The 20,880-nt window shown below is 71.3% G+C and carries 23 protein-coding genes; 7 read left to right on the top strand and 16 right to left on the bottom strand.

Features of this window, described 5'->3' with window-relative positions; translation table 11 throughout:
- The first annotated feature begins 53 nt into the window (after positions 1-53).
- A complete protein-coding gene (locus ABZ915_RS27155; protein ID WP_361808395.1) occupies positions 54-1,265 on the top strand; it encodes an adenosine deaminase in 1,212 nt (403 codons plus the stop codon).
- 136 nt (positions 1,266-1,401) lie between these two features.
- The gene (locus ABZ915_RS27150) at positions 1,402-1,728 is read left to right on the top strand and encodes an ATP-binding protein (RefSeq protein ID WP_361808392.1); all 327 of its coding nucleotides are present in this window, start codon (positions 1,402-1,404) and stop codon (positions 1,726-1,728) included.
- A gap of 77 nt (positions 1,729-1,805) precedes the next feature.
- Here ABZ915_RS27150 and ABZ915_RS27145 read toward each other — a convergent pair whose 3' ends face one another.
- The 5 genes from ABZ915_RS27145 to afsQ1 form a co-directional block, all read right to left on the bottom strand.
- Positions 1,806-2,006: a PspC domain-containing protein gene (locus ABZ915_RS27145; RefSeq protein ID WP_132856267.1), complete on the bottom strand. Its 201-nt coding sequence runs from the start codon at positions 2,004-2,006 to the stop codon at positions 1,806-1,808.
- Between the two features lie 93 nt (positions 2,007-2,099).
- Positions 2,100-2,651, bottom strand: coding sequence for a VanZ family protein (locus tag ABZ915_RS27140; protein ID WP_361808388.1), 552 nt, complete (start codon positions 2,649-2,651; stop codon positions 2,100-2,102).
- Between the two features lie 235 nt (positions 2,652-2,886).
- Positions 2,887-3,489, bottom strand: coding sequence for a hypothetical protein (locus ABZ915_RS27135; RefSeq protein WP_361808385.1), 603 nt, complete (start codon positions 3,487-3,489; stop codon positions 2,887-2,889).
- Complete coding sequence (locus ABZ915_RS27130) at positions 3,486-5,054, bottom strand: HAMP domain-containing sensor histidine kinase (protein ID WP_361808382.1); 1,569 nt, start codon at positions 5,052-5,054, stop codon at positions 3,486-3,488. Before ABZ915_RS27130 ends, ABZ915_RS27135 begins: the two co-directional genes overlap by 4 nt.
- Complete coding sequence (gene afsQ1 / locus ABZ915_RS27125; RefSeq protein ID WP_361447381.1) at positions 5,051-5,728, bottom strand: two-component system response regulator AfsQ1; 678 nt, start codon at positions 5,726-5,728, stop codon at positions 5,051-5,053. Before afsQ1 ends, ABZ915_RS27130 begins: the two co-directional genes overlap by 4 nt.
- 262 nt (positions 5,729-5,990) lie before the next feature.
- On the opposite strand from afsQ1, the gene ABZ915_RS27120 reads away from it, so the two are divergent.
- A complete protein-coding gene (locus ABZ915_RS27120) occupies positions 5,991-6,728 on the top strand; it encodes a SigE family RNA polymerase sigma factor (protein ID WP_361808379.1) in 738 nt (245 codons plus the stop codon).
- 225 nt (positions 6,729-6,953) lie between these two features.
- Here the strand turns inward: ABZ915_RS27120 and ABZ915_RS27115 are convergent, their stop codons facing one another.
- Entirely contained in the window at positions 6,954-7,556 is a 603-nt protein-coding gene (locus ABZ915_RS27115) for a uridine kinase (RefSeq protein WP_361809076.1), read from the bottom strand.
- Between the two features lie 160 nt (positions 7,557-7,716).
- On the opposite strand from ABZ915_RS27115, the gene ABZ915_RS27110 reads away from it, so the two are divergent.
- Complete coding sequence (locus tag ABZ915_RS27110) at positions 7,717-8,124, top strand: hypothetical protein (protein ID WP_361808376.1); 408 nt, start codon at positions 7,717-7,719, stop codon at positions 8,122-8,124.
- Between the two features lie 165 nt (positions 8,125-8,289).
- On the opposite strand, the gene ABZ915_RS27105 is transcribed toward ABZ915_RS27110, so the two are convergent.
- The 3 genes from ABZ915_RS27105 to deoC are packed head-to-tail and all read right to left on the bottom strand — an operon-like array spanning position 8,290 to position 11,584.
- On the bottom strand, positions 8,290-9,192 hold the full coding sequence (locus ABZ915_RS27105) for an aldehyde dehydrogenase family protein (protein WP_361808373.1): 903 nt from the start codon (positions 9,190-9,192) through the stop codon (positions 8,290-8,292).
- Positions 9,185-10,615: an aldehyde dehydrogenase family protein gene (locus ABZ915_RS27100; RefSeq protein WP_361808370.1), complete on the bottom strand. Its 1,431-nt coding sequence runs from the start codon at positions 10,613-10,615 to the stop codon at positions 9,185-9,187. Before ABZ915_RS27100 ends, ABZ915_RS27105 begins: the two co-directional genes overlap by 8 nt.
- Before the next feature lie 6 nt (positions 10,616-10,621).
- Complete coding sequence (gene deoC, locus ABZ915_RS27095) at positions 10,622-11,584, bottom strand: deoxyribose-phosphate aldolase (protein WP_361808367.1); 963 nt, start codon at positions 11,582-11,584, stop codon at positions 10,622-10,624.
- Positions 11,585-11,735: 151 nt separating this feature from the next.
- Here deoC and ABZ915_RS27090 point away from each other — a divergent pair, with 151 nt between their 5' ends.
- Positions 11,736-12,428 (top strand): PH domain-containing protein, encoded by a 693-nt coding sequence (locus ABZ915_RS27090; protein WP_361808365.1) that lies wholly within the window; start codon positions 11,736-11,738, stop codon positions 12,426-12,428.
- A gap of 111 nt (positions 12,429-12,539) precedes the next feature.
- On the opposite strand, the gene ABZ915_RS27085 is transcribed toward ABZ915_RS27090, so the two are convergent.
- The 5 genes from ABZ915_RS27085 to ABZ915_RS27065 form a co-directional block, all read right to left on the bottom strand.
- Positions 12,540-12,944, bottom strand: coding sequence for a hypothetical protein (locus ABZ915_RS27085; RefSeq protein ID WP_361808362.1), 405 nt, complete (start codon positions 12,942-12,944; stop codon positions 12,540-12,542).
- A 345-nt stretch (positions 12,945-13,289) separates the two neighbouring features.
- Positions 13,290-14,921: a phospho-sugar mutase gene (locus ABZ915_RS27080; RefSeq protein WP_361808359.1), complete on the bottom strand. Its 1,632-nt coding sequence runs from the start codon at positions 14,919-14,921 to the stop codon at positions 13,290-13,292.
- Between the two features lie 232 nt (positions 14,922-15,153).
- The gene (locus tag ABZ915_RS27075) at positions 15,154-15,978 is read right to left on the bottom strand and encodes a purine-nucleoside phosphorylase (protein WP_361808356.1); all 825 of its coding nucleotides are present in this window, start codon (positions 15,976-15,978) and stop codon (positions 15,154-15,156) included.
- 105 nt (positions 15,979-16,083) lie between these two features.
- A complete protein-coding gene (locus ABZ915_RS27070) occupies positions 16,084-16,368 on the bottom strand; it encodes a hypothetical protein (protein WP_361808353.1) in 285 nt (94 codons plus the stop codon).
- A 51-nt stretch (positions 16,369-16,419) separates the two neighbouring features.
- On the bottom strand, positions 16,420-16,860 hold the full coding sequence (locus ABZ915_RS27065) for a gamma-glutamylcyclotransferase (protein ID WP_361808350.1): 441 nt from the start codon (positions 16,858-16,860) through the stop codon (positions 16,420-16,422).
- Between the two features lie 107 nt (positions 16,861-16,967).
- Between ABZ915_RS27065 and ABZ915_RS27060 the strand changes: the two genes are divergently transcribed.
- Positions 16,968-18,416, top strand: a complete 1,449-nt coding sequence (locus ABZ915_RS27060; RefSeq protein WP_361808347.1) for an NAD(P)H-quinone dehydrogenase — start codon at positions 16,968-16,970, stop codon at positions 18,414-18,416.
- Between the two features lie 190 nt (positions 18,417-18,606).
- Positions 18,607-19,539, top strand: coding sequence for a DeoR/GlpR family DNA-binding transcription regulator (locus ABZ915_RS27055; RefSeq protein WP_361809073.1), 933 nt, complete (start codon positions 18,607-18,609; stop codon positions 19,537-19,539).
- Positions 19,540-19,546: 7 nt separating this feature from the next.
- Here ABZ915_RS27055 and ABZ915_RS27050 read toward each other — a convergent pair whose 3' ends face one another.
- A complete protein-coding gene (locus ABZ915_RS27050) occupies positions 19,547-20,092 on the bottom strand; it encodes a TetR/AcrR family transcriptional regulator (protein ID WP_361809070.1) in 546 nt (181 codons plus the stop codon).
- Between the two features lie 212 nt (positions 20,093-20,304).
- On the bottom strand, positions 20,305-20,880 hold a 576-nt coding region (locus tag ABZ915_RS27045; protein ID WP_361808344.1), incomplete at its 5' end, for a biotin/lipoyl-containing protein.

The following is a 20,880-nucleotide window of genomic DNA, read 5'->3' as shown; positions in this document are numbered from 1 at the left end:
TCGACGAATTCGTACACCGGGTGATCTACGCGCGTAGGAGTTAGAGTGCGGAAATGATGAGCCAGACTGCACCGAGCCAGGCGGCATCGACCGGTGGCGTCCCGTCGCCGGACCAGATCCGCCGGGCGCCCAAGGTTCTGCTGCACGATCATCTCGACGGAGGCCTCCGCCCCGGAACCATCGTCGAACTCGCCCGCGAGACAGTCCCCCACAGCCCTGAAGGCGTGGGAGGTGCCCCCATCGACCAGCTCCCGGAGACCGATCCCGACAAGCTCGGCACGTGGTTCGCCGAGGCCGCCGACTCGGGATCCCTGGAGCGGTACCTGGAGACCTTCTCGCACACCGTCGGTGTGATGCAGACCCGCGACGCGCTGGTCCGGGTGGCCCGCGAGTGCGCCGAGGACCTGGCCGAGGACGGCGTCGTGTACGCCGAGGTCCGCTACGCGCCCGAGCAGCACCTGGCGGGCGGACTCAGCCTCGAGGAGGTCGTCGAGGCCGTCAACGAGGGCTTCCGGCAGGGAGAGGTGATCGCCCGCCGCAACGGTCACCGCATCCGGGTCGGCGCCCTGCTCACCGCCATGCGGCACGCCGCCCGCGCCCTGGAGATCGCCGAACTCGCCAACCGCTACCGCGACCTGGGCGTCGTCGGCTTCGACATCGCGGGCGCCGAGGCCGGATACCCGCCCACCCGGCACCTGGACGCCTTTGAATTCCTGAAGCGGGAGAACAACCACTTCACCATCCATGCCGGCGAGGCCTTCGGGCTGCCGTCCATCTGGCAGGCCCTCCAGTGGTGCGGCGCCGACCGGCTCGGGCACGGGGTGCGGATCATCGACGACATCCAGGTCCACGAGGACGGCTCCGTGAAGCTCGGACGGCTGGCCTCCTACGTCCGGGACAAGCGCATCCCGCTGGAGCTGTGCCCGAGCTCCAACCTCCAGACCGGGGCCGCCGCCTCCTACGCCGAGCACCCGATCGGGCTGCTCCGCCGCCTGCATTTCCGGGCAACAGTTAATACTGATAATCGCTTGATGTCCCACACCAGCATGAGCCGGGAATTCGAGCATCTCGTCGACGCCTTCGGATACACGCTCGACGACATGCAATGGTTTTCCGTCAATGCGATGAAGTCGGCGTTCATCCCTTTCGATGAACGACTGGCCATGATCAATGACGTCGTCAAGCCGGGATATGCCGAGCTGAAATCCGAATGGCTGTTCCGTCAGACGGCGTCTACCAGCGGTTCCGTGGATTCCGGGAGCTGACGGGGGTCGACGGGCCGCACGGAATGCGGACAGGGGTTCACAAACCGTCCGCATTTCGATGTTTGCGGGGCTGGCCTGGCGTGTTTACGGTCGTGGACCGCTCAGTTCCCGTAATCCACTTTAGGACGCATCCACCATGAAGCAGTCTGCTGCCAAGACCCTCGGAGTCGCCGCCGTCGGCGTCGCCATCGCCGCCGTCGGCGCGGGCACGGCCAACGCGGCCCCGTCCGTCCCGAACACCGCCCAGGCGCTGGACCAGGTCTCCAAGACGGTGCCGGCCGAGACCGTCGACAAGGCGCTGCCGGGTACCGGATCGACGATCGCCCAGACCCGGCCCGCGGCCGTGGCGGGCGCCGCCGCCGCCCAGCCGGCCGCCGAGCAGGCGATGCGGCAGGGTCCGACCTCGCCGGTCGGCAAGCTGCTCGGTGGTCTGCCGCTGCTCAAGGGCCTCCCGCTCGGCTGACCGAGCCGCCACGCCCGCCGCTGGGGCGCGCCCGTCACGTACCGGGCGCGCCCCAGCGGTGTATCGCGGCAGTGGGACTACCAGGCCGTGCGCGCCTTGTCCTCCGAGGGCAGCAGGATCCACAGCGCTATGTAGAGCAGGAACTGCGGACCGGGCAGCAGACAGGACAGCAGGAAGATCACCCGCATCGTCGTCGCGGAGGTGCCGAAGCGCCGCGCCAGCGCTGCGCACACTCCGCCGATCATGCGGCCGTTGGTGGGGCGGGCAAGGGCGGTCATGGTCGGCTCCTTCGTGAGCGTCGGCGGAGGCGGCCGGTGCGGCTGCCTCATCTGACATCCACGGTACGGAGACGAAGGGGACGAAGCGTCGCTCTACGGTGCGATGCCGACCCTGGGAATCGTCGGGGTCCGACCCTGAGAGGTCTCCTCCTGCGGAGCCGCCGTACGCCGGACGCGCTCGCCCCTGCGGCGCAGCCAGGACCGGCCCGCCGGGACGAGGGCCAGATGGGCCAGGACCACACCGGCGGTGTTCAGCAGCAGCGAGTCCACGTCGACGACCCGGCCGGGCACGCCCGTCTGGAGCAGCGCGATGCCCGTGGAGACCAGGGCGCCGGTGGTGGCCGTACGGATCAGGGAGGCGAGCGGGGAGACGGCGAGCCTGCCGTGCGCCATCGGCAGCAGCACACCCAGCGGGGCCAGCAGCGCGAGGCCCTCACCGATCCGGCGGGCCGCCTCGGGCCAGCCCAGCGCCAGGTCGGCCCGGATCCCGGCCAGCGGGTGCAGGTTGGCGGGCATCACCCAGGGGACGTCCAGCGGTCGCAGCATGAGCCAGGCGACGAGCGCGAGGTGTGCGACCAGGAGAGTACCCCCTGTCACACGGACGCGGATCGCGGCGCTGCCGCCGATGGAGCCTTGACGCTGCACGCCCCCCTAGACGCGCCCGCGTGCACGATCGGTTCCGGATCCGGCAGGCGTACGTGCGTGCGGCTTTCGCCACACCTCGTGTCGACCGCCCCGTCAGCTCGCCGTAACCCAGTGCCCCGGCAGGCAACGTCCGCCCTGTCGCGACGCCCGGCACGCTCCGGCCGGGGAGGGGACCCCCGGAGCACGCACCGAACGCCGCTCCTCGACGGCCGAACGTTGCCTGCCGGAGTACTGGTCAGCTCGCCGTGACCTCGCTGGACGGCGGCTTCGCGGTGCCCGGCTCGGAGCGTACGTCGTCGGTGCACTCGTAGCGGCGCAGCGGCTCGCGGTCCGGACCGCCCAGGATCACCGAACCGTCCCCCTCGGCCGCCGCCGAGTCGGAGAGCGTGCACACGATCTGCGCGAGGGCGTACGCGGTGAGCCGGCCGGGAGCGGTGCTCAGGCGCAGCGCGTCCTCGGGGTCCTTCGGGCGCGGCCCGCCCACGGTCATGCCGCCGCGCACGTACGTCGTGTAGCCGGCGTCCTTCTCGCTCGCGGACGGTGACTGGGCGAGCTGGTCCAGGAGTGCCTGGGCCACGATCACCCGCCGCTTGGCGTCCGCGGTGCCGTCCGGGACGCGCACCGACCGGTCCACGGTGACCAGCGACGAACCGCACAGCAGGAAGACCTGCACGGGCACCCCGTGCGAGGACTGCGTGGTGAGGTCCGGCTGGGCGAGCGAGCAGGGCACCCGGGAGGGCGCCGCGCCGAAGTCCGTCGGCACCTGGGTGGCCCGGATCCCGCAGCCCGTGAGCAGCGCGGCGAGCGCCGGGAGCGCCAGCAGGCGTCGTACGTTCATGACGCCCCCTCCTTGGAACCATCGGCCTTGGCTTCGCTCTCCTCCGTCAGCGCCGAGGCGTCCTTCGGCAGCCGCATCGTGAACACGGCGCCGCCCTCGGGCGAGTTGGCGGCGGTGATCCCGCCGCCGTGGATGTTGGCGTTCTCCATCGCGATGGACAGGCCCAGCCCGCTGCCCTCGGAACGCGGCCGCGAGGCGCTGGCCTTGTAGAAGCGGTCGAAGACGTGCGGCAGGACGTCCTCGGGGATGCCGGGCCCGTGGTCGCGCACCGCGACGACCAGGTCGTCGCCGTCGATGCGCACCGAGACCCGCACCGGCGAGCCGCCGTGCTTGAGCGCGTTGCCGATCAGGTTGGCGAGGATGACGTCCAGGCGGCGCGGGTCGAGCCGGCAGTGGATGCCGCGCTCGGCGTCCAGCTCGACGGCGTCCAGCCAGGCACGGGCGTCGATGCAGGCGGTGATCTGGTCGGCGATGTCGACGTCGTCCAGGACGAGGCGGGCGGTCCCCGCGTCGAAGCGGGTGACCTCCATCAGGTTCTCGACGAGGTCGTTCAGCCGCCGGGTCTCGCTCACCACCAGCCGCACCGCGGGCTCGATCATCGGATCCATGCTCCCGGACTCCGCCTCCAGCTCCTCCTCCAGCACGTCCGTCACGGCGGTGATGGCGGTCAGCGGCGTACGCAGCTCGTGCGACATGTCGGCCACGAACCGCCGGGACGCGTCGTCCCGCGCGGCCATGTCCGCGACCCGCTTCTCCAGCGCCTCCGCGGCATTGTTGAACGTCCGGGACAGATCGGCGAGTTCGTCGGTACCGGAGACCCTCAGCCGGGTGTCCAGCCTGCCCTCGCCGAGCCGGCGGGCGGCCACGCCCAGGCGGTGCACCGGCTTCAGCACGGTCGTCGCGGCGGCCTGCGCGAGCAGCGCCGCGCCGATCAGCGCCAGCCCGGTGGCGATGCCCAGCGACCAGGCGAGCGAGTTGAGGTCCTTGGCCTCCGGCTCCAGCGACTTGACCATGTACCCGGTCGGTCCGCCGCCGATCACCTTCGTCCCGGCCACCAGATACGGGGTGCCGTGGTCGACGACCCGCTGCCAGTACAGGTGGTACGGCGACTTGCTGCCGTCGGCCACCTTCTGCTGCTTGTTCACCGCGGCCCGCAGCGAGCGCGGCACGTCCTCCAGCGCGAAGCCGTTCAGGCCGCCGGAGTTGCCGTACACGGTCTTGCCGTTCGCGTCCGCCGCGACCAGCAGCACGCTGAAGCGCTGGCTGCTGGCCGCCATCTGACCGGCGGTGCGTTGCAGTTCGTCCTGGGTGGCGGGCGCGGGCAGCGCACCGGCCCGGTTCTGCATCTCCTGCTGGAAGTCGCGCAGCACCGCGTCCTGGGCGCGGGTCAGCACCGCCTCCCGGTTCAGCCAGTACGCGATGCCCGACGCCGACACCGCGGCGGTGAGGGCGACCAGCCCGAAGACCACGACCAGCCGCAGCCGCAGACTGGTGAAGCGCAGCCGCGACACAGCTCCCTTACGACCCGCGGACCAGCCGCGGAAGCCCCCTTGCGCGTCGGTCACTGAGGGTTGTCCAGCCGGTAGCCGACACCGCGCACGGTACGGATGAGCGTGGGGGACGACGGCACGTCCTCGACCTTGGCGCGCAGCCGCTGGACGCACGCGTCCACCAGCCGGGAGTCACCGAGGTAGTCGTGCTCCCACACCAGCCGCAGCAGCTGCTGCCGGGACAGCGCCTGTCCGGGCCGCCGGCTCAGCTCCAGCAGCAGCCTCAGCTCGGTCGGCGTCAGCTGGAGGTCCTCGCCGTTCTTCGTCACGGTCATCGCGGAACGGTCGATGACGAGGCTGCCGAACGTCGCGGAGTCGCTGGACTCCCGCTCCCCGCGCCGCAGCACGGCCCGGATCCGGGCGTCGAGGACCCGCCCCTGCACGGGCTTGACGACATAGTCGTCCGCTCCCGACTCCAGCCCGACCACCACGTCGATGTCGTCGTTGCGGGCGGTCAGCAGGATGATCGGCAGCTGGTCCGTGCGCCGGATGCGCCGGCACACCTCGAACCCGTCGATGCCGGGCAGCATCACGTCCAGCACGATCAGGTCCGGCCGCTGCTCACGGAGCAGCTTCAGCCCGTCCTCGCCGGTGGCAGCGGTGGCAACCCGGTGGCCCTGGCGCGTAAGAGACAGCTCCAGGGCCGTACGGATGGCGTCGTCGTCCTCGATCAGCAACAGGGAAGGCACGGGCTCATTCTGGCCCATGGAGAGCCTCTCGGACGACCTGTGGGCCGTGGTGACCCCACTTCCGGTGATCAGAGGCCCCGGACCGGCTCGTAACGCCACCACCTGTGTGCACTGTGTGACAGCGGTGTGGCCGACCCCTGTGACAGGTCTGTGACAGTCGGCGGACATGGCCATGAAGTCCCGTCGGCAAGCTTTTCGGCACAGGCAAGGAACACCGGCCTGAGCGAGACGAACACCGGAAGTCCACGACGGGGGGCGCGAGATGAACACGCTGCACGGCACCACCACCAGCGCAGTGATCACGCGTCTGCACGACGTGCACCGGGGTTCCGAGAAGTCCGGTGCCGTGAGCGGGCGGGGGTGCGCTCGCGGCACCGGGCGTCAGCACCCGGTCTACATGTCGGTCGTTGACGGTCACACGGGGGAATCGCACGGGGGAGCCGCGTACGGGGAGGCCTCGGGGGAGCGCCGCTCGCTGACGGAGGTGGAGTTCACCGCCTACGTCCAGGAGCGCCGCGCCTCCCTGTACGCCACCGCCTACCACCTCACCGGTGACCGCTACGAGGCCGAGGACCTGCTCCAGAGCGCGCTGTTCTCGACGTACAAGGCGTGGGACCGGATCAGTGACAAGGCGGCGGTCGGCGGATACCTCCGCCGCACCATGACCAACCTGCACATCAGCGCCTGGCGGCGCCGCAAGCTCAACGAGTACCCGACCGAGGAACTGCCGGAGACGCCCGGCGACACGGACGCGATGCGCGGCACCGAACTGCGCGCGGTCCTGTGGCAGGCGCTGTCCCGGCTGCCCGAACTCCAGCGCACCATGCTGGTCCTGCGCTACTACGAGGGCCGCACGGACCCGGAGATCGCGGAGATCCTCGACATCAGTGTCGGCACGGTGAAGTCCAGCATCTGGCGGTCGCTCCGCCGGCTGCGCGAGGACGAGGTCCTCAGCTTCGGCCGTGACGAGGAATACGCCTTCGGGGAGCTGGTCGCCTGAAGGTCGGGTGGGACGGGGGAGTCCCACCTGGGGGGAACACGGGGGAAGCACGAGGGGAAAAGGGGAAAGCACGGGGGATCGGGGGAAACAGCGGGGAACTCCGTCACGGGGGACGTGGACGGAGTGGCGGGACTGGAGGGCCGGGGGGGTCCGTCCAGTCCCGCTTCTTTTGTGCGTGTTCTTGTGCCGGTTCTTGTGCCGGGTTCTCGCGCGTACGACCTCGGGTCAGGCCGCCGTACGGGCCCGGGGCTGCCGTCCCGCCGCCGCGGCCGCCAGCCGGCCCAGCGCCTCGTCCCGGTCGCAGCCGTGGGCGCCCAGTGAGACCTGACGGGCGACGATCGTGCGCTCCGCCCGCATCAGCCGCCAGCCGCGGCGCAGCAGGAACGGCACCGACTTGCGGCCCTCCTTCAGGTCCCGCAGGAAGCGCCGCCGGAAGGTGGTGACCGGCCCGCGGGTCAGGCAGAGCGCGTCCGCCAGCACCCCGAGCTCACGGCAGCGCTCGACGATCTCGGCGGCGAAGATGCCCTCCGCGATGAACAGCGGGGTACGGCCGATGCTCAGCGTCTCCTCGCCGGTACGGGCGCTCAGCGAGATGTCGTACACCGGTACGGGTGTCGACCTCGTGGCGCACAGCCGGGTGATGGCCTCGACCGCGACGTCCGCGTCCCACGACAGCGGATGGTCCCAGTCGATGTCCGAACTCCCGTCCACCAGTGGCAGCGTCGGGTCGTCGCCCTCCTTGTAGAAGTCGTCGAGGCGCAGGACAGGGAGCCCGGAACGGGCGGCGACGAGTGACTTGCCCGAGCCCGAAGGGCCGCACAGCAGCACGACGCGGGCGGGGGACGGAGGATGAATGCTCACGGAACACCAGTTTGACGCATGGTGGGCCCGCTGCCGACCCCGCGGGTCGGCTTTGGAGCGCGTGTCACACCTCAACTACCCTTCGTGTCGACCGCATTACCCTGCGCATCAGAAGGTGGCACCAGCAATGGCACGACACGCGTCCCCCCACAACCTCGCGGCGCGGCGCGCCCTGACCGTCCTCGCGGCCGCCGGAGCGGCCCTGGGCGCGGGTGCGGCGACGGCGTCCGCGGACCCCGTCTCCGTCGAGGGCGCGCACGGCCCGCTGTCGCTCAGCGACCTGGATCCGCAGGCGGGCGCGCAAGCGGTGGGCGACTCGGTGTCCTACACCACCGGTTCGGTCGCGAGCCTCAAGCCCAACCCCCTCGCGGGCACCGGTTCCGACCCGCTGGACAACGCCGTCGGCACCCAGGTCGCCGACTTCCGGCCGATGAGCTCGAAGGCGCTGACCGGGCCGGTGACGGATGCGCATTCGGTCGGTTCGGTGCCGGTGGTCCGGCAGGTGGTGGGGACGCCGGGCGGTGGAAAGGGCTGACGCCCGCGCCTCTGACGCCCGTGCCGCCGGTTCCCGTGCCGCCGGTTCCCGTGCCGCCGGTTCCCGCGCGTCCGACTCCCGCGCGTCCGACGCCCCGCACGAAGGAGAGCCGCGCCTCCCCCGGACGGAGGGGAAGCGCGGCTCCCGTCTGGGCCGGCCGGGCCGTCAGTAGGACGAGCCGGACGCGCCGAGCGACCCCGTCGGGTGCCAGACGGTCTTGGTCTCCAGGAAGGCCGTCATGCGGTCGAGGCCCGGAGCCGCCGACCAGTCGTCCACAGGCTGTGGACGAAGGACGCGCTTGAGGTTGTCCGCCGCCGCGATCTCCAGCTCCTTCGCCAGCGCCTCGTCGGCGCCCGCGAGGTCGATCGCGTTGACGTCCTGGTGCGCGGCCAGCGGCGCCGCGATCTCCGCCGTACGGCCGGACAGGACGTTGACCACGCCACCGGGCACGTCGGAGGTGGCCAGCACCTCGCCCAGGGACAGCGCGGGCAGCGGAACCTTCTCGGAGGCCACGACGACCGCCGTGTTGCCGGTCGCGATCACCGGGGCGACGACGGAGACCAGGCCGAGGAAGGACGACTCCTGCGGGGCCAGCACCGCCACCACGCCCGTCGGCTCGGGCGAGGAGATGTTGAAGAACGGGCCCGCGACCGGGTTCCCGCCGCCGGTCACCTGGGCGATCTTGTCGGTCCAGCCCGCGTACCAGACCCAGCGGTCGACGGTCGCGTCCACGACCGCGGCGGCCTTCGGCTTCGACAGGCCCTCGGCCTCGGCCACCTCCCGGACGAACTGCTCCCGGCGGCCCTCCAGCATCTCCGCGACGCGGTAGAGGACCTGCCCGCGGTTGTACGCCGTGGCGCCCGACCAGGCACCGAACGCCTTGCGCGCGGCGACCACCGCGTCACGGGCGTCCTTGCGGGAGGAGAGGGGAGCGTTGGCCAGCCACTTGCCCTTTGCGTCGGTCACCTCGTACACCCGGCCGCTCTCGGAACGCGGGAACTTCCCGCCGACGTACAGCTTGTAGGTCTTGAAGACGCTCAGACGCTGCTGCTCGGACTTGTCAGACATCGAGGTACGCCTCCAGGCCGTGGCGGCCGCCCTCGCGGCCGAAGCCCGACTCCTTGTAGCCGCCGAACGGCGAGGTCGGGTCGAACTTGTTGAACGTGTTGGACCAGACGACACCGGCGCGCAGCTTGTTCGCGACGGCCAGGATCCGCGAGCCCTTCTCGGTCCAGATGCCCGCCGACAGGCCGTACTGCGTGTTGTTCGCCTTCGCGACCGCCTCGTCCGGGGTGCGGAAGGTCAGCACCGACAGCACCGGGCCGAAGATCTCGTCGCGGGCGATGGTGTGCGCCTGGGTGACGTTCGTGAAGAGCGTCGGCGCGAACCAGTAACCGGCGGTGGGCAGTTCACAGGCGGGCGACCAGCGCTCGGCGCCCTCCGCCTCGCCCTGGTCGGCGAGCGTGGTGATCCGGGCCAGCTGCTCGGCGGAGTTGATCGCGCCGATGTCGGTGTTCTTGTCGAGCGGGTCGCCCAGGCGGAGGGTGGACAGCCTGCGCTTGAGGGAGTCGAGGAGCTCGTCGCGGATCGACTCCTGGACCAGCAGGCGCGAGCCCGCGCAGCAGACCTGGCCCTGGTTGAAGAAGATGCCGGTGACGATTCCCTCGACGGCCTGGTCGATCGGGGCGTCGTCGAAGACGATGTTGGCGCCCTTGCCGCCCAGCTCCAGGGTGAGCTTCTTGCGGGTGCCGGCGACCGTGCGGGCGATCTCCTTGCCGACGGCGGTGGAGCCGGTGAAGGCGACCTTGTTCACGTCCGGGTGCGCGACGAGCGCGGCGCCCGCGTCGCCGTACCCCGGAAGGATGTTGACGACGCCCTTCGGCAGGCCCGCCTGGCGGCAGATGTCCGCGAAGAACAGCGCCGAGAGGGGCGTGGTCTCCGCCGGCTTCAGGACGACCGTGTTGCCGGTCGCCAGCGCCGGGGCGATCTTCCACGCCAGCATCAGCAGCGGGAAGTTCCACGGGATGACCTGGCCGGCGACGCCCAGCGGCCTGGGGGTGGCCCCGAAGCCCGCGTGCTCCAGCTTGTCCGCCCAGCCCGCGTAGTAGAAGAAGTGCGCGGCGACCAGGGGCAGGTCGGCGTCGCGGGTCTCCTTGATGGGCTTGCCGTTGTCCAGCGTCTCCAGGACGGCCAGCTCACGGCTGCGCTCCTGGATGATGCGGGCGATGCGGAACAGGTACTTGGCGCGCTCCGAGCCGGGCAGCGCCGACCACTTCTCGAAGGCCTTGCGGGCGGCCTTCACCGCACGGTCGACGTCCTCGGAACCGGCCTGCGCGACCTCGGAGAGAACTTCCTCGGTGGACGGGCTGACCGTCTTGAAGACCTTGCCGTCGGCCGACTCGGTGAACTCGCCGTCGATGAAGAGGCCGTACGAGGGCGCGATGTCGACGATCGCGCGGGACTCGGGGGCGGGTGCGTACTCAAAAGCCATGATGGATCAGTCCACCGTCACGTAGTCGGGGCCGGAGTAGCGGCCGGTGGCCAGCTTCTGACGCTGCATCAGCAGGTCGTTCAGGAGCGAGGAGGCGCCGAAGCGGAACCAGTGGTTGTCCAGCCAGTCCTCGCCGGCGGTCTCGTTGACCAGGACGAGGAACTTGATCGCGTCCTTGGTGGTCCGGATGCCGCCGGCCGGCTTCACACCGACCTGTACCCCGGTCTGCGCGCGGAAGTCCCGCACGGCCTCCAGCATGAGCAGGGTGTTGGCGGGCGTGGCGTTCACCGCGACCTTGCCGGTGGAGGTCTTGATGAAGTCGGCGCCCGCCAGCATGCCGAGCCAGCTCGCGCGCCGGATGTTGTCGTACGTCGACAGCTCGCCGGTCTCGAAGATCACCTTCAGCCGGGCGGAGGTCCCGCAGGCCTCCTTCACCGCGACGATCTCGTCGTACACCTTCAGGTACCTGCCCGCGAGGAACGCCCCGCGGTCGATGACCATGTCGATCTCGTCGGCGCCGGCGAGCACGGCCTCGCGGACGTCGGCCAGCTTCACGTCGAGCGCGGCGCGGCCGGCCGGGAAGGCGGTGGCGACCGAGGCGACCTTCACGCCCGAGCCGGCGACGGCCTCCTTCGCGGCGGTCACCATGTCGGGATAGACACAGACGGCCGCGGTCGCGGGGGTCGTACGGTCGGTCGGGTCGGGGTGCACGGCCTTGGCGCCGAGCGCCCGGACCTTGCCCGGGGTGTCCGCGCCTTCCAGCGTGGTCAGGTCGACCATCGAGATGGCGAGGTCGATGGCGTACGCCTTCGCGGTGGTCTTGATGGAACGGGTGCCGAGCGAGGCGGCGCGCGCCTCCAGGCCTACCGCGTCGACGCCGGGCAGCCCGTGGAGGAAGCGGCGCAGCGTGCTGTCGGACGCGGTGACGTCAGCGAGAACAGCGGATGCAGCGGGTGCAGTACTGGGCATGGTCACCAGCCGAGCATATCTACGCGCGTAGCGGCTGTACACCCCCGGGTGCCGTCGCATGCCGCTCCGCCGCGGGCGAGCACCCCGCACGAGCACCTCTTACGGGCACCTCGTACGAGCACTGCCGGCGGCGTCGGGCAGAATCGGGACCATGACGACCCCGCACGACCAGTCACCCGCGCCGCAGCCCCCGGTGCCCGCCGCCAAGGACCGGATCTTCCGCTCTCCGATGGCGATCGCGGGCGGTGTCGTGCTGCTCGCCCTCGTCGGGTGGCTCGGCATCGACGCGCTGATCAAGGGGGACGGCCGTACCCCGTGGCTGGCGCTCGCCGGGCTCATCCTCGTCGTCCCCCTGGTGATCGCCTTCACCCTGCGCCCGGCGGTCTTCGTGAACGACGACCGGCTGCGCGTGCGCAACCCCTTCCGGGTGATCACGCTGCCCTGGGGCCAGGTCGCCACCCTGCGCTCCGGCTACTCCAACGAGGTCGTCGCCAAGTCCGGCGCCAAGTTCCAGCTGTGGGCCGTCCCCGTCTCGCTGCGCGCCCGCAAGAAGGCCACCCGGCAGCAGGCCCGCGCCGCCGGGACGGACACGCGCACGGGCCGTGGACCCGGAATGCCGGGCCGCGGCGGCCCAGGCTTCGGCGGCCTGGGCGGCTCCACCGTGCCGGACCGCCCGACCCGGGCCGAGACCGACCAGATCATGGACGACCTGCGCGCGCTCCAGGAGGGCCGCGAGCAGGCGGAGACGGCACAGGGCGAGGTCACGGTCCGCTGGGCGTACGAGATCGCGGCACCGGCGGTGGCCGGGGCGGTCCTGCTGGCGATCCTGCTCGCGACGGGCTGAGCGGACCCGCCCCCGCGGGCGACGGGACGGAGCGGTGGGCGGCACCACCGTGCGACGTGCCGGTGGTGCCGCCCAGGCTCTGCCGGACGCGAACGGCTGTACTGCCCAGTACTACTCGGCGTCGATGCGCCAGGTGTTCTGGGGCCAGGTGTCCGGGTCGCGGCCGTTCACGCTCAGCGGTGTGATCTGTTCCTGATACGTGACGTTGCCGTCCGGGGTCTTGGTCATGGTGTGCTGGACCTGCCACGACGCCCAGTCGCCGCACGCGTCGCTCACCACGTCGACGGGTATGGGCAGGCACTGCTTGAGATCGATCCGCGTGGACATCACGCGCTGATTCGGGCCCAGCGACACGGTGTCAGGGCCCGACGTCTTCACCTCCGCGCCGAACACGCCGACCTTGTCGCCGGCGTCGGACTCGGTGATGGCCTCGCTCCACGAGGTGGTGTCGCCGGAGGAGCAGGCGGTGATGTTCATCGCCACGGTGCCCTCCATGCCGCCGGTGTGGTTGTTCATGATGTGGTACTTGCGGTGCGATGGCGCACACGGACTCGGCGTCGGCGGAATCGGGTTCGCCGATGCCGCCGGGGCCGTTACTACTGCAAATCCAGTGACAGCGGCAGTGGCCAGCGAGACCGCGCATGCCTTCTTCATGGTGGTGCGTATGTGCACGCTTTTCCCCATAGGTAGTCCTGGTGTTGCCCGGCCCACCTTAGGTAGCCCTTATGCGGCTCGACAGGGATCCTGAGGTGCTTTCACCGGATTGCTGCCGTTTTCACCGCGTGGTCATGCCGGGATATACCAGGCATCCAGTCGGGGTGGTCCAGGCGAAGAAGCGGGCACCCGGGCCACCCCGACGGCTCAGATGCCGGCGGCCGCCGAGAGGTCGCGCTTGACTGCCGAGAGGAGTTCGGCGGCGCGGGCGCGCAGGGCCGGGAGCCCGGCGTGCGTGGCGACCGGCACGACGACCTCCAGGTAGCACTTCAGCTTCGGCTCGGTGCCGCTGGGCCGCACGATGACCCGGGCGCCCTGGAGGGTGTAGCGCAGGCCGTCGGTGGGCGGCAGCCTGTCGGTCCCCCGGGTGAGGTCCTCGGCCCTGGTGATGGCGAGCCCGGCCAGCTCGGTCGGCGGCTGCTCGCGCAGGCGCCGCATGGCGTCGGAGATGACCGACAGGTCCTGCACCCGCACCGAGAGCTGGTCGGTGGCGTGCAGACCGTGCTCCACGGCGAGGTCGTCGAGGAGGTCGAGGAGGGTGCGGCCCTCCTCCTTCAGCTCGGACGCCAGCTCGGTGATCAGGAGCGCGGCGGTGATGCCGTCCTTGTCGCGTACGCCGTCCGGGTCGACGCAGTAGCCGAGGGCCTCCTCGTAGCCGTAGCGCAGCCCCTCCGCGCGGGCGATCCACTTGAAGCCGGTGAGGGTCTCCTCGTACGGCAGGCCCGCCTTCTCGGCGATCCGCCCGAGCAGGGAGGACGACACGATGGACTCGGCGAAGGTGCCGGTCGCCCCGCGCCGGACGAGGTGGGCGGCGAGCAGGGCGCCGACCTCGTCGCCGCGCAGCATGCGCCAGTCGCCGCCGTCCGGGACGGCCACGGCACAGCGGTCGGCGTCCGGGTCGTTGGCGATGACGAGATCGGGCTCCGCCTGCCGGGCCGTCGCGAAGGCCAGGTCCATCGCGCCCGGCTCCTCCGGGTTCGGGAAGGCCACGGTCGGGAAGTCCGGGTCCGGCTCGGCCTGCTCGGCGACCAGCACGGGCTCCGGGAAACCGGCCCGCGCGAACGCGGCCAGCAGCACGTCCTTGCCGACGCCGTGCATCGCCGTGTAGACGGCACGGGCGGTACGGGGGGAGCCCTCGGCCAGGACGGCGTCGGTACGGGCGAGGTAGGCGTCGAGGACGGAGTCGTCCAGGGTCTCCCAGCCGGACTCCGGGCGGGGCACGTCGTCGAGCGAGACGATCGCGTCGATCTCCGCCGCGATCTCCGCGTCGGCGGGCGGCACGATCTGGGAACCGTCGCCCAGGTACACCTTGTAGCCGTTGTCCCGGGGCGGGTTGTGGCTCGCCGTGACCTCCACGCCGGCGACCGCGCCGAGGTGCCGGACGGCGAAGGCCAGGACGGGCGTCGGCAGCGGCCGGGGCAGCACGACCGCGCGCAGGCCCGCGCCCGTCATCACGGCGGCGGTGTCCCGGGCGAAGTCCGCCGACTTGTACCGGGCGTCGTAGCCGACGACGACTGTTCCGTCGCCCTGACCCTTCTTCCTCAGATATGCCGCGAGTCCGGCGGCGGCCCGGACGACCACGGCCCGGTTCATCCGCATCGGCCCCGCGCCCAGCTCGCCCCGCAGCCCCGCGGTACCGAACTGGAGCGTCCCGCTGAACCGTGCGGCGAGCTCCTCGACGTTCCCGGCGTCGATCAGCGCGGCGAGTTCCTCACGGGTCTCCACGTCGGGGTCCTCGGCCAGCCACGCCTTGGCCCGTGCGATGAGATCGTCGTGCACGTCGGGTCAACCTCTCGTTGGTGTTGCTGCTTGCTCGTGCCGGTCGCCGGCGGCTGCCGCCCCCAGACCCCCGCGTCGGTCCTGAACGGGCCTCGTCCTCAAGCGCCGGACGGGCTGAGTAATACCGACCTGGACTGAAGATGCCCACGGGGTGCAGGGGACGCAGTCCCCGCCGGGGTCCGGGGCGGAGCCCCGGGGTGAGCCCCGGCCCGCGAGCCGGCTCGGCCGCGCCTTACAGCCGGCCCAGCACGCGCGCGAGCAACGTTCCCATCCGCGCCGCCGAGTCCCGCCCCGCCTGGAGGACCTCCTCGTGGTTCAGCGGCTCCCCGGTCATGCCGGCGGCGAGGTTCGTCACCAGGGAGATCCCGAGCACCTCCGCCCCGGCCTCCCGCGCCGCGATGGCCTCCAGCACCGTGGACATGCCCACGAGGTCCGCTCCGATCACCCGGGCCATCCGGATCTCGGCCGGCGTCTCGTAGTGCGGGCCGGGGAACTGCGCGTAGACGCCCTCCTCCAGCGAGGAGTCGATCTCCTTGCACAGCGCCCGCAGCCGCGGCGAGTACAGATCGGTCAGGTCCACGAAGTTCGCCCCGACGATCGGCGAGGTCGCCGTCAGGTTGATGTGGTCGCTGATCAGCACCGGCTGCCCGGGTCGCATGCCCTCGCGCAGACCCCCGCATCCGTTGGTGAGCACCATGGTCTTGCAGCCCGCGGCCACCGCCGTACGCACGCCGTGCGCCACGGCGGCGACACCGCGGCCCTCGTAGTAGTGCGTACGTCCCAGGAAGACCAGCGCGCGCTTGTCGCCGATGACGTACGAGCGGACCTTGCCCCCGTGGCCCTCGACGGCCGGCGCCGGGAACCCGGGCAGCTCGGTGACCTGGAACTCGGCGGCGGGAGCCCCCAGGGCGTCGACGGCCGGTGCCCAGCCGGAGCCCATCACGAGGGCGACGTCGTGGGTCTCGGCGCCGGTGAGCTCGCGCAGGCGGGCGGCAGCCGTGTCGGCGGCGGCGTACGGGTCGCCCTGGATGTCGTCCGGAAGAAGAGATGCGTTCACGCGGACGAGCGTAGCCGGTCCGGGCCTACGCGCGTAGATGACGGAGCTCACGGGAATGCGATCGTTGTCTTGTCGTTTCCGACGAGCCACGGCGGCGATGCCCGGTCAGCCCTCGCCCGGGATGAGGACGTCCTTGTCGTTGAAGACCTCGACGATGAAGATCAGCAGCCGGCCGCGGCTGACCGTGTACTCCACCATGACGTTCTGGGTGAGCCGGATCGTGCGGTCGTCCCCGGTGGAGCTTATGGGGCGGGACACCGGGAGGAAGGGATCACGGGCCAGGAGCGCGATGCCCTTGTCGAACGCGATGCGCTGCTGGTCGTCGAGCCGGTCGCGGGCCGCGGCGGCCTGCTCGGTGTAGTACACGTCGTACTGGGCGATGGGGGCCATGGCGCCCTCCCGTTCCTGCTTCGATCGGCCCAATTTTAGAGCCCAACCGCCTCAGCAGGGCCGTTTCCGCAGCTCCATCACGTAATCGTGGGGCGCCCCCGCCGACTCCGCCGCGTCCGCGAGCTCGCCGAGGTAGCGCGCCGACGGCAGCCCGCCCTCGTACCCGTTCAGCACGTACACCCAGGCCGGCTCCGAGCCGTCCAGCGTGTGCACCCGTACCCGCATCCGCCGGTAGATGCCGAGGCCGACGCCCTCCCAGCGGTCCATGGACTCCTCGTCCATCGGCGCGATGTCGTACAGCGCGACGAAGACCTGCGAGACGGGGTCCTCGACGAGCGTCGCGAGCGCGCCCTCCCAGCCCAGTTGCTCGCCGCCGAAGGTCAGCCGCCACCCGTTCAGCCAGCCGGTGGCGCGCAGCGGCGAGTGCGGGGCGCGGCGGGACATCAGCCGTGCGTCGAGATTGCCGGCGTACGCGGCGTAGAGCGACGACATGGGTCGAGGGTACGGCAGCGGGAACTCCCACCCCCGCCATCCCGGCAGTAACCTCTGAAGGGTGGGCCGGCGCCCCCGGGCGGAAGCACATCGAGGCGTGCGGGACAATGGAGTACGTGACTCGGATCGTGATCATCGGTGGCGGACCCGGCGGATATGAAGCGGCGCTGGTGGCCGCGCAGCTCGGCGCGGAGGTGACCGTCGTCGACTGCGACGGTCTGGGCGGGGCGTCGGTGCTGACCGACTGCGTGCCGTCGAAGACGCTCATCGCGACGGCCGAGGTGATGACCACCTTCGACTCGTCGTACGAGGAGCTGGGCATCATCGTCGCGGACGACACCCCGCCGCTGGAGCAGGCGGCCCGGGTGGTCGGGGTCGACCTGGGGAAGGTCAACCGCCGTGTGAAGCGGCTCGCCCTCGCCCAGTCGCACGACATCACCGCCTCCGTCACGCGGGCCGGCGCCCGGGTCCTGCGCGGCCGCGGCCGGCTGGAGGGCATGCAGGCCCTCGACGGCTCCCGGAAGGTCGTCGTGCGCGCCGCCGACGGCACCGAGGAGACGCTCGTCGCCGACGCCGTCCTCATCGCCACCGGTGGTCACCCGCGCGAGCTGCCCGACGCCCAGCCCGACGGCGAGCGCATCCTCAACTGGACCCAGGTCTACGACCTCGACGAGCTTCCCGAAGAGCTCATCGTGGTCGGCTCCGGTGTCACGGGTGCCGAGTTCGCCGGCGCCTACCAGGCCCTCGGCTCCAAGGTCACCCTCGTCTCCTCCCGCGACCGCGTGCTGCCCGGCGAGGACCCGGACGCCGCCGCCGTCCTCGAGGACGTCTTCCGCCGCCGGGGCATGAACGTCATGGCCCGCTCCCGCGCCCAGTCCGCCAAGCGCGTCGGCGACCGGGTCGAGGTCACCCTCGCCGACGGCCGCGTCATCACCGGCTCGCACTGCCTCATGGCCGTCGGCGCGATACCCAACAGCGCGGGCCTCGGTCTGGAGGAGGCGGGCGTGCGGCTGCGCGACTCCGGGCACATCTGGACCGACCGGGTGTCCCGGACCAGCGCGCCCGGCGTGTACGCGGCCGGAGACGTCACCGGTGTCTTCGCCCTCGCCTCCGTCGCCGCGATGCAGGGACGTATCGCCATGTACCACTTCCTGGGCGACGCGGTGACCCCGCTGAACCTCAAGACGGTCTCCTCGAACGTGTTCACCGACCCCGAGATCGCCACCGTCGGCTACAGCCAGGCCGACGTCGACGCGGGCAAGATCGACGCGCGGGTCGTGAAGCTGCCGCTGCTGCGCAACCCGCGCGCGAAGATGCAGGGCATCCGCGACGGCTTCGTCAAGATCTTCTGCCGTCCGGGCACCGGAATCGTCGTCGGTGGTGTGGTCGTGGCGCCGCGCGCCTCGGAACTCATCCACCCCATCTCGATCGCCGTCGACAACAATCTGACGGTCGAACAGATCGCGAACGCCTTCACCGTGTACCCGTCCCTTTCGGGCTCGATCGCCGAAGTGGCACGGCAGTTGCACACTCGTAAGACGGGTGTCGAGGTCTGACGGCCGGATCCAAGTACCCGCTGGTCACGGGGAGTTGTCGACCATGCGTGCGGCATAGGCGGGACGGATAGGTCCTATACCACTTCCGACCCTACTGTGCGAACAACTTCTGCTATTCGGCGCAAACTGCTGAAAGCAGACGGTCGCCCGCGTTACTGTCAGTTTCGTGTTCGCTGCAGAACGTCGCCAATTGATCCTCGAAATGGTGCGAGCGAATGGGGCCGTGTCGCTCCGTGAGCTCGCCCGTGTCGTCCAGACCTCCGAAGTGACCGTACGACGGGACGTGCGGGCACTGGAGGCAGAAGGACTCCTCGACCGCCGGCACGGCGGTGCGGTACTGCCGGGCGGGTTCACGCGGGAGTCCGGCTTTCCGCAGAAATCCCATCTCGCGACCGCCGAGAAGACGGCCATCGCCGACCTCGCGGCGGGCCTCGTCGAAGAGGGCGAAGCCATCGTGGTGGGGGCGGGGACCACCACGCAGGAGCTGGCCCGTCGGCTCGCCCGGGTGCCCGGCCTGACCGTCGTCACCAACTCCCTGCTCGTCGCCCAGGCGCTGGCGCACGCCAACCGCGTGGAGGTCGTGATGACCGGGGGGACCCTGCGGGGCTCCAACTACGCCCTGGTGGGCTCCGGTGCCGAGCAGTCCCTCCAGGGGCTCAGAGTCTCCAAGGCCTTCCTCTCCGGAAGCGGTCTGACCGCCGAGCGCGGGCTGTCCACGTCCAACATGCTGTCGGCGTCCGTCGACCGCGCGCTGGTGCAGGCGGCCGCGGAGGTCGTGGTCCTCGCCGACCACACCAAGCTGGGCACGGACACGATGTTCCAGACGGTCCCCACGGACCTCATCACCCGTCTGGTCACCGACGAGCCTCCCGGCCACGACGACCGTGCCGCCACCGAACTCCAGGCCCTCGCCGACCAGGGGGTGCAGATCGCCGTGGCCGGGGCGTCGGGAAGCCCGGGGGGTGACCAGGTCCCGGCGCGCCAGCAGCGCCGGGACGTCCCCCTCCCCGGCCCCCGCCGCAGCCAGGTCCCCGGCCCAGGACTCCGCTCGGCCAGCGTCCTGGGCGCCGAACAGCCCACGGCCCCCGACCGCCCCCGAGTCGCGGACATGCGCCGCCGCTGACTGCTTCCTAGCCCTTCAGGCCCCTGAGGGTCAGTCGTAGCAGTCGGTCCGCCAAGTCGGGGTCGGCCGGGGACTCCTCGGCCGCGAGGGCGATGGCGTGGGTCAGCTGGAGGAGGTCGCCGATGGAGACGTCGGTCCGGACGGCGCCCGACTCCTGAGCGCGCGCCAGCAGCGCGCCGCCCGCCTCGCGGATCGGGGTGCTGCACCGGGCCAGCGCGGAGGAGGGCTCGGCGGTCACCGACATCAGCGCCCGCGCCAGGCCGCGGTACTCACCGGCGTGCGTGACCATCTCGCGCAGCCATGTCACCAGCGCGGAGCAGGGCTCGGGGGAGTCGAGGAGCTCGCGGGCGCGGGTGAGGAGTTCGCTCACCGCGTCCTCGAAGACCGCGCTCATCAGTGCGTTCCGGTTCGGGAAGTGCCGGTACAGCGTGCCGATGCCGACGCCCGCGCGACGGGCCACGTCCTCCAGGGAGGCGTCGGTGCCGTGCGCGGCGAACGCGGCGCGGGCCTCGGCGAGCAGCCGCTCGTGGTTCCGCCGGGCGTCCGCCCGCATGGCCCGCGGGACGACGGGCGCCGCCGCCGTGTCCCCGTCCCGTGCGGTCTCCTCGGCGGTCGTGCCCCCCATGGCCTCCACCTGCCCTCCACCTGTCCTCTCTCGCGCCCCGACTCGCCTCCAGGATGCCATCGGGCCGGAAACGGCGAGGCGCCCGGCGGACGAGCTGTTCGTCCGCCGGGCGCCTTGTGTCCCGTACACCTGCCGGCAGATCAGTCCTTGATCTCGCAGATGGCCGCGCCGGAGCTGATGGACGCGCCGATCTCCGCGCTGAGGCCCTTGATGGTGCCGGCCTTGTGGGCGTTGAGGGGCTGCTCCATCTTCATGGCTTCGAGTACGACGATCAGGTCGCCCTCGTTGACCTCCTGGCCCTCCTCGACGGCGACCTTCACGATCGTGCCCTGCATCGGGGAGGCGAGGGTGTCGCCGGAGGCGACCGGGCCGGACTTCTTCGCCGCGCGGCGCTTGGGCTTGGCACCCGCGGCCAGGCCGGTGCGGGCCAGCGACATGCCCAGCGACGACGGCAGGGAGACCTCCAGCCGCTTGCCGCCCACCTCGACGACGACCGTCTCGCGGCCGGTCTCCTCCTCCGCCTCGGCGTCGGCCGGAGCGGTGAAGGGCTTGATCTCGTTGACGAACTCGGTCTCGATCCAGCGGGTGTGGACCTGGAAGGGCTCGCCGGAGCCGGTCAGCTCGGGGGCGAAGGCCGGGTCGGTGACCACCGCGCGGTGGAAGGGGATGGCGGTGGCCATGCCCTCGACCTGGAACTCCTCCAGCGCGCGGGCGGC

Origin of the sequence: Streptomyces sp. NPDC046915, from assembly GCF_040644935.1 — a bacterium.
Classification (GTDB): Bacteria; Actinomycetota; Actinomycetes; order Streptomycetales; family Streptomycetaceae; genus Streptomyces.
This window is presented reverse-complemented; position numbering and strand designations above follow the sequence as displayed.

Bases quoted from the DNA above. Each gene is read 5' to 3' on its own strand.
- ABZ915_RS27155 (WP_361808395.1), top strand. From the start codon at position 54: ATGATGAGCCAGACTGCACCGAGCCAGGCGGCATCGACCGGTGGCGTC.
- ABZ915_RS27150 (WP_361808392.1), top strand. From the start codon at position 1,402: ATGAAGCAGTCTGCTGCCAAGACCCTCGGAGTCGCCGCCGTCGGCGTC.
- ABZ915_RS27145 (WP_132856267.1), bottom strand. From the start codon at position 2,006: ATGACCGCCCTTGCCCGCCCCACCAACGGCCGCATGATCGGCGGAGTG.
- ABZ915_RS27135 (WP_361808385.1), bottom strand. From the start codon at position 3,489: ATGAACGTACGACGCCTGCTGGCGCTCCCGGCGCTCGCCGCGCTGCTC.
- ABZ915_RS27120 (WP_361808379.1), top strand. From the start codon at position 5,991: ATGAACACGCTGCACGGCACCACCACCAGCGCAGTGATCACGCGTCTG.
- ABZ915_RS27110 (WP_361808376.1), top strand. From the start codon at position 7,717: ATGGCACGACACGCGTCCCCCCACAACCTCGCGGCGCGGCGCGCCCTG.
- ABZ915_RS27105 (WP_361808373.1), bottom strand. From the start codon at position 9,192: ATGTCTGACAAGTCCGAGCAGCAGCGTCTGAGCGTCTTCAAGACCTAC.
- ABZ915_RS27100 (WP_361808370.1), bottom strand. From the start codon at position 10,615: ATGGCTTTTGAGTACGCACCCGCCCCCGAGTCCCGCGCGATCGTCGAC.
- deoC (WP_361808367.1), bottom strand. From the start codon at position 11,584: ATGCCCAGTACTGCACCCGCTGCATCCGCTGTTCTCGCTGACGTCACC.
- ABZ915_RS27090 (WP_361808365.1), top strand. From the start codon at position 11,736: ATGACGACCCCGCACGACCAGTCACCCGCGCCGCAGCCCCCGGTGCCC.
- ABZ915_RS27085 (WP_361808362.1), bottom strand. From the start codon at position 12,944: ATGAACAACCACACCGGCGGCATGGAGGGCACCGTGGCGATGAACATC.
- ABZ915_RS27070 (WP_361808353.1), bottom strand. From the start codon at position 16,368: ATGGCCCCCATCGCCCAGTACGACGTGTACTACACCGAGCAGGCCGCC.
- ABZ915_RS27065 (WP_361808350.1), bottom strand. From the start codon at position 16,860: ATGTCGTCGCTCTACGCCGCGTACGCCGGCAATCTCGACGCACGGCTG.
- ABZ915_RS27060 (WP_361808347.1), top strand. From the start codon at position 16,968: ATGGAGTACGTGACTCGGATCGTGATCATCGGTGGCGGACCCGGCGGA.
- ABZ915_RS27050 (WP_361809070.1), bottom strand. From the start codon at position 20,092: ATGCGGGCGGACGCCCGGCGGAACCACGAGCGGCTGCTCGCCGAGGCC.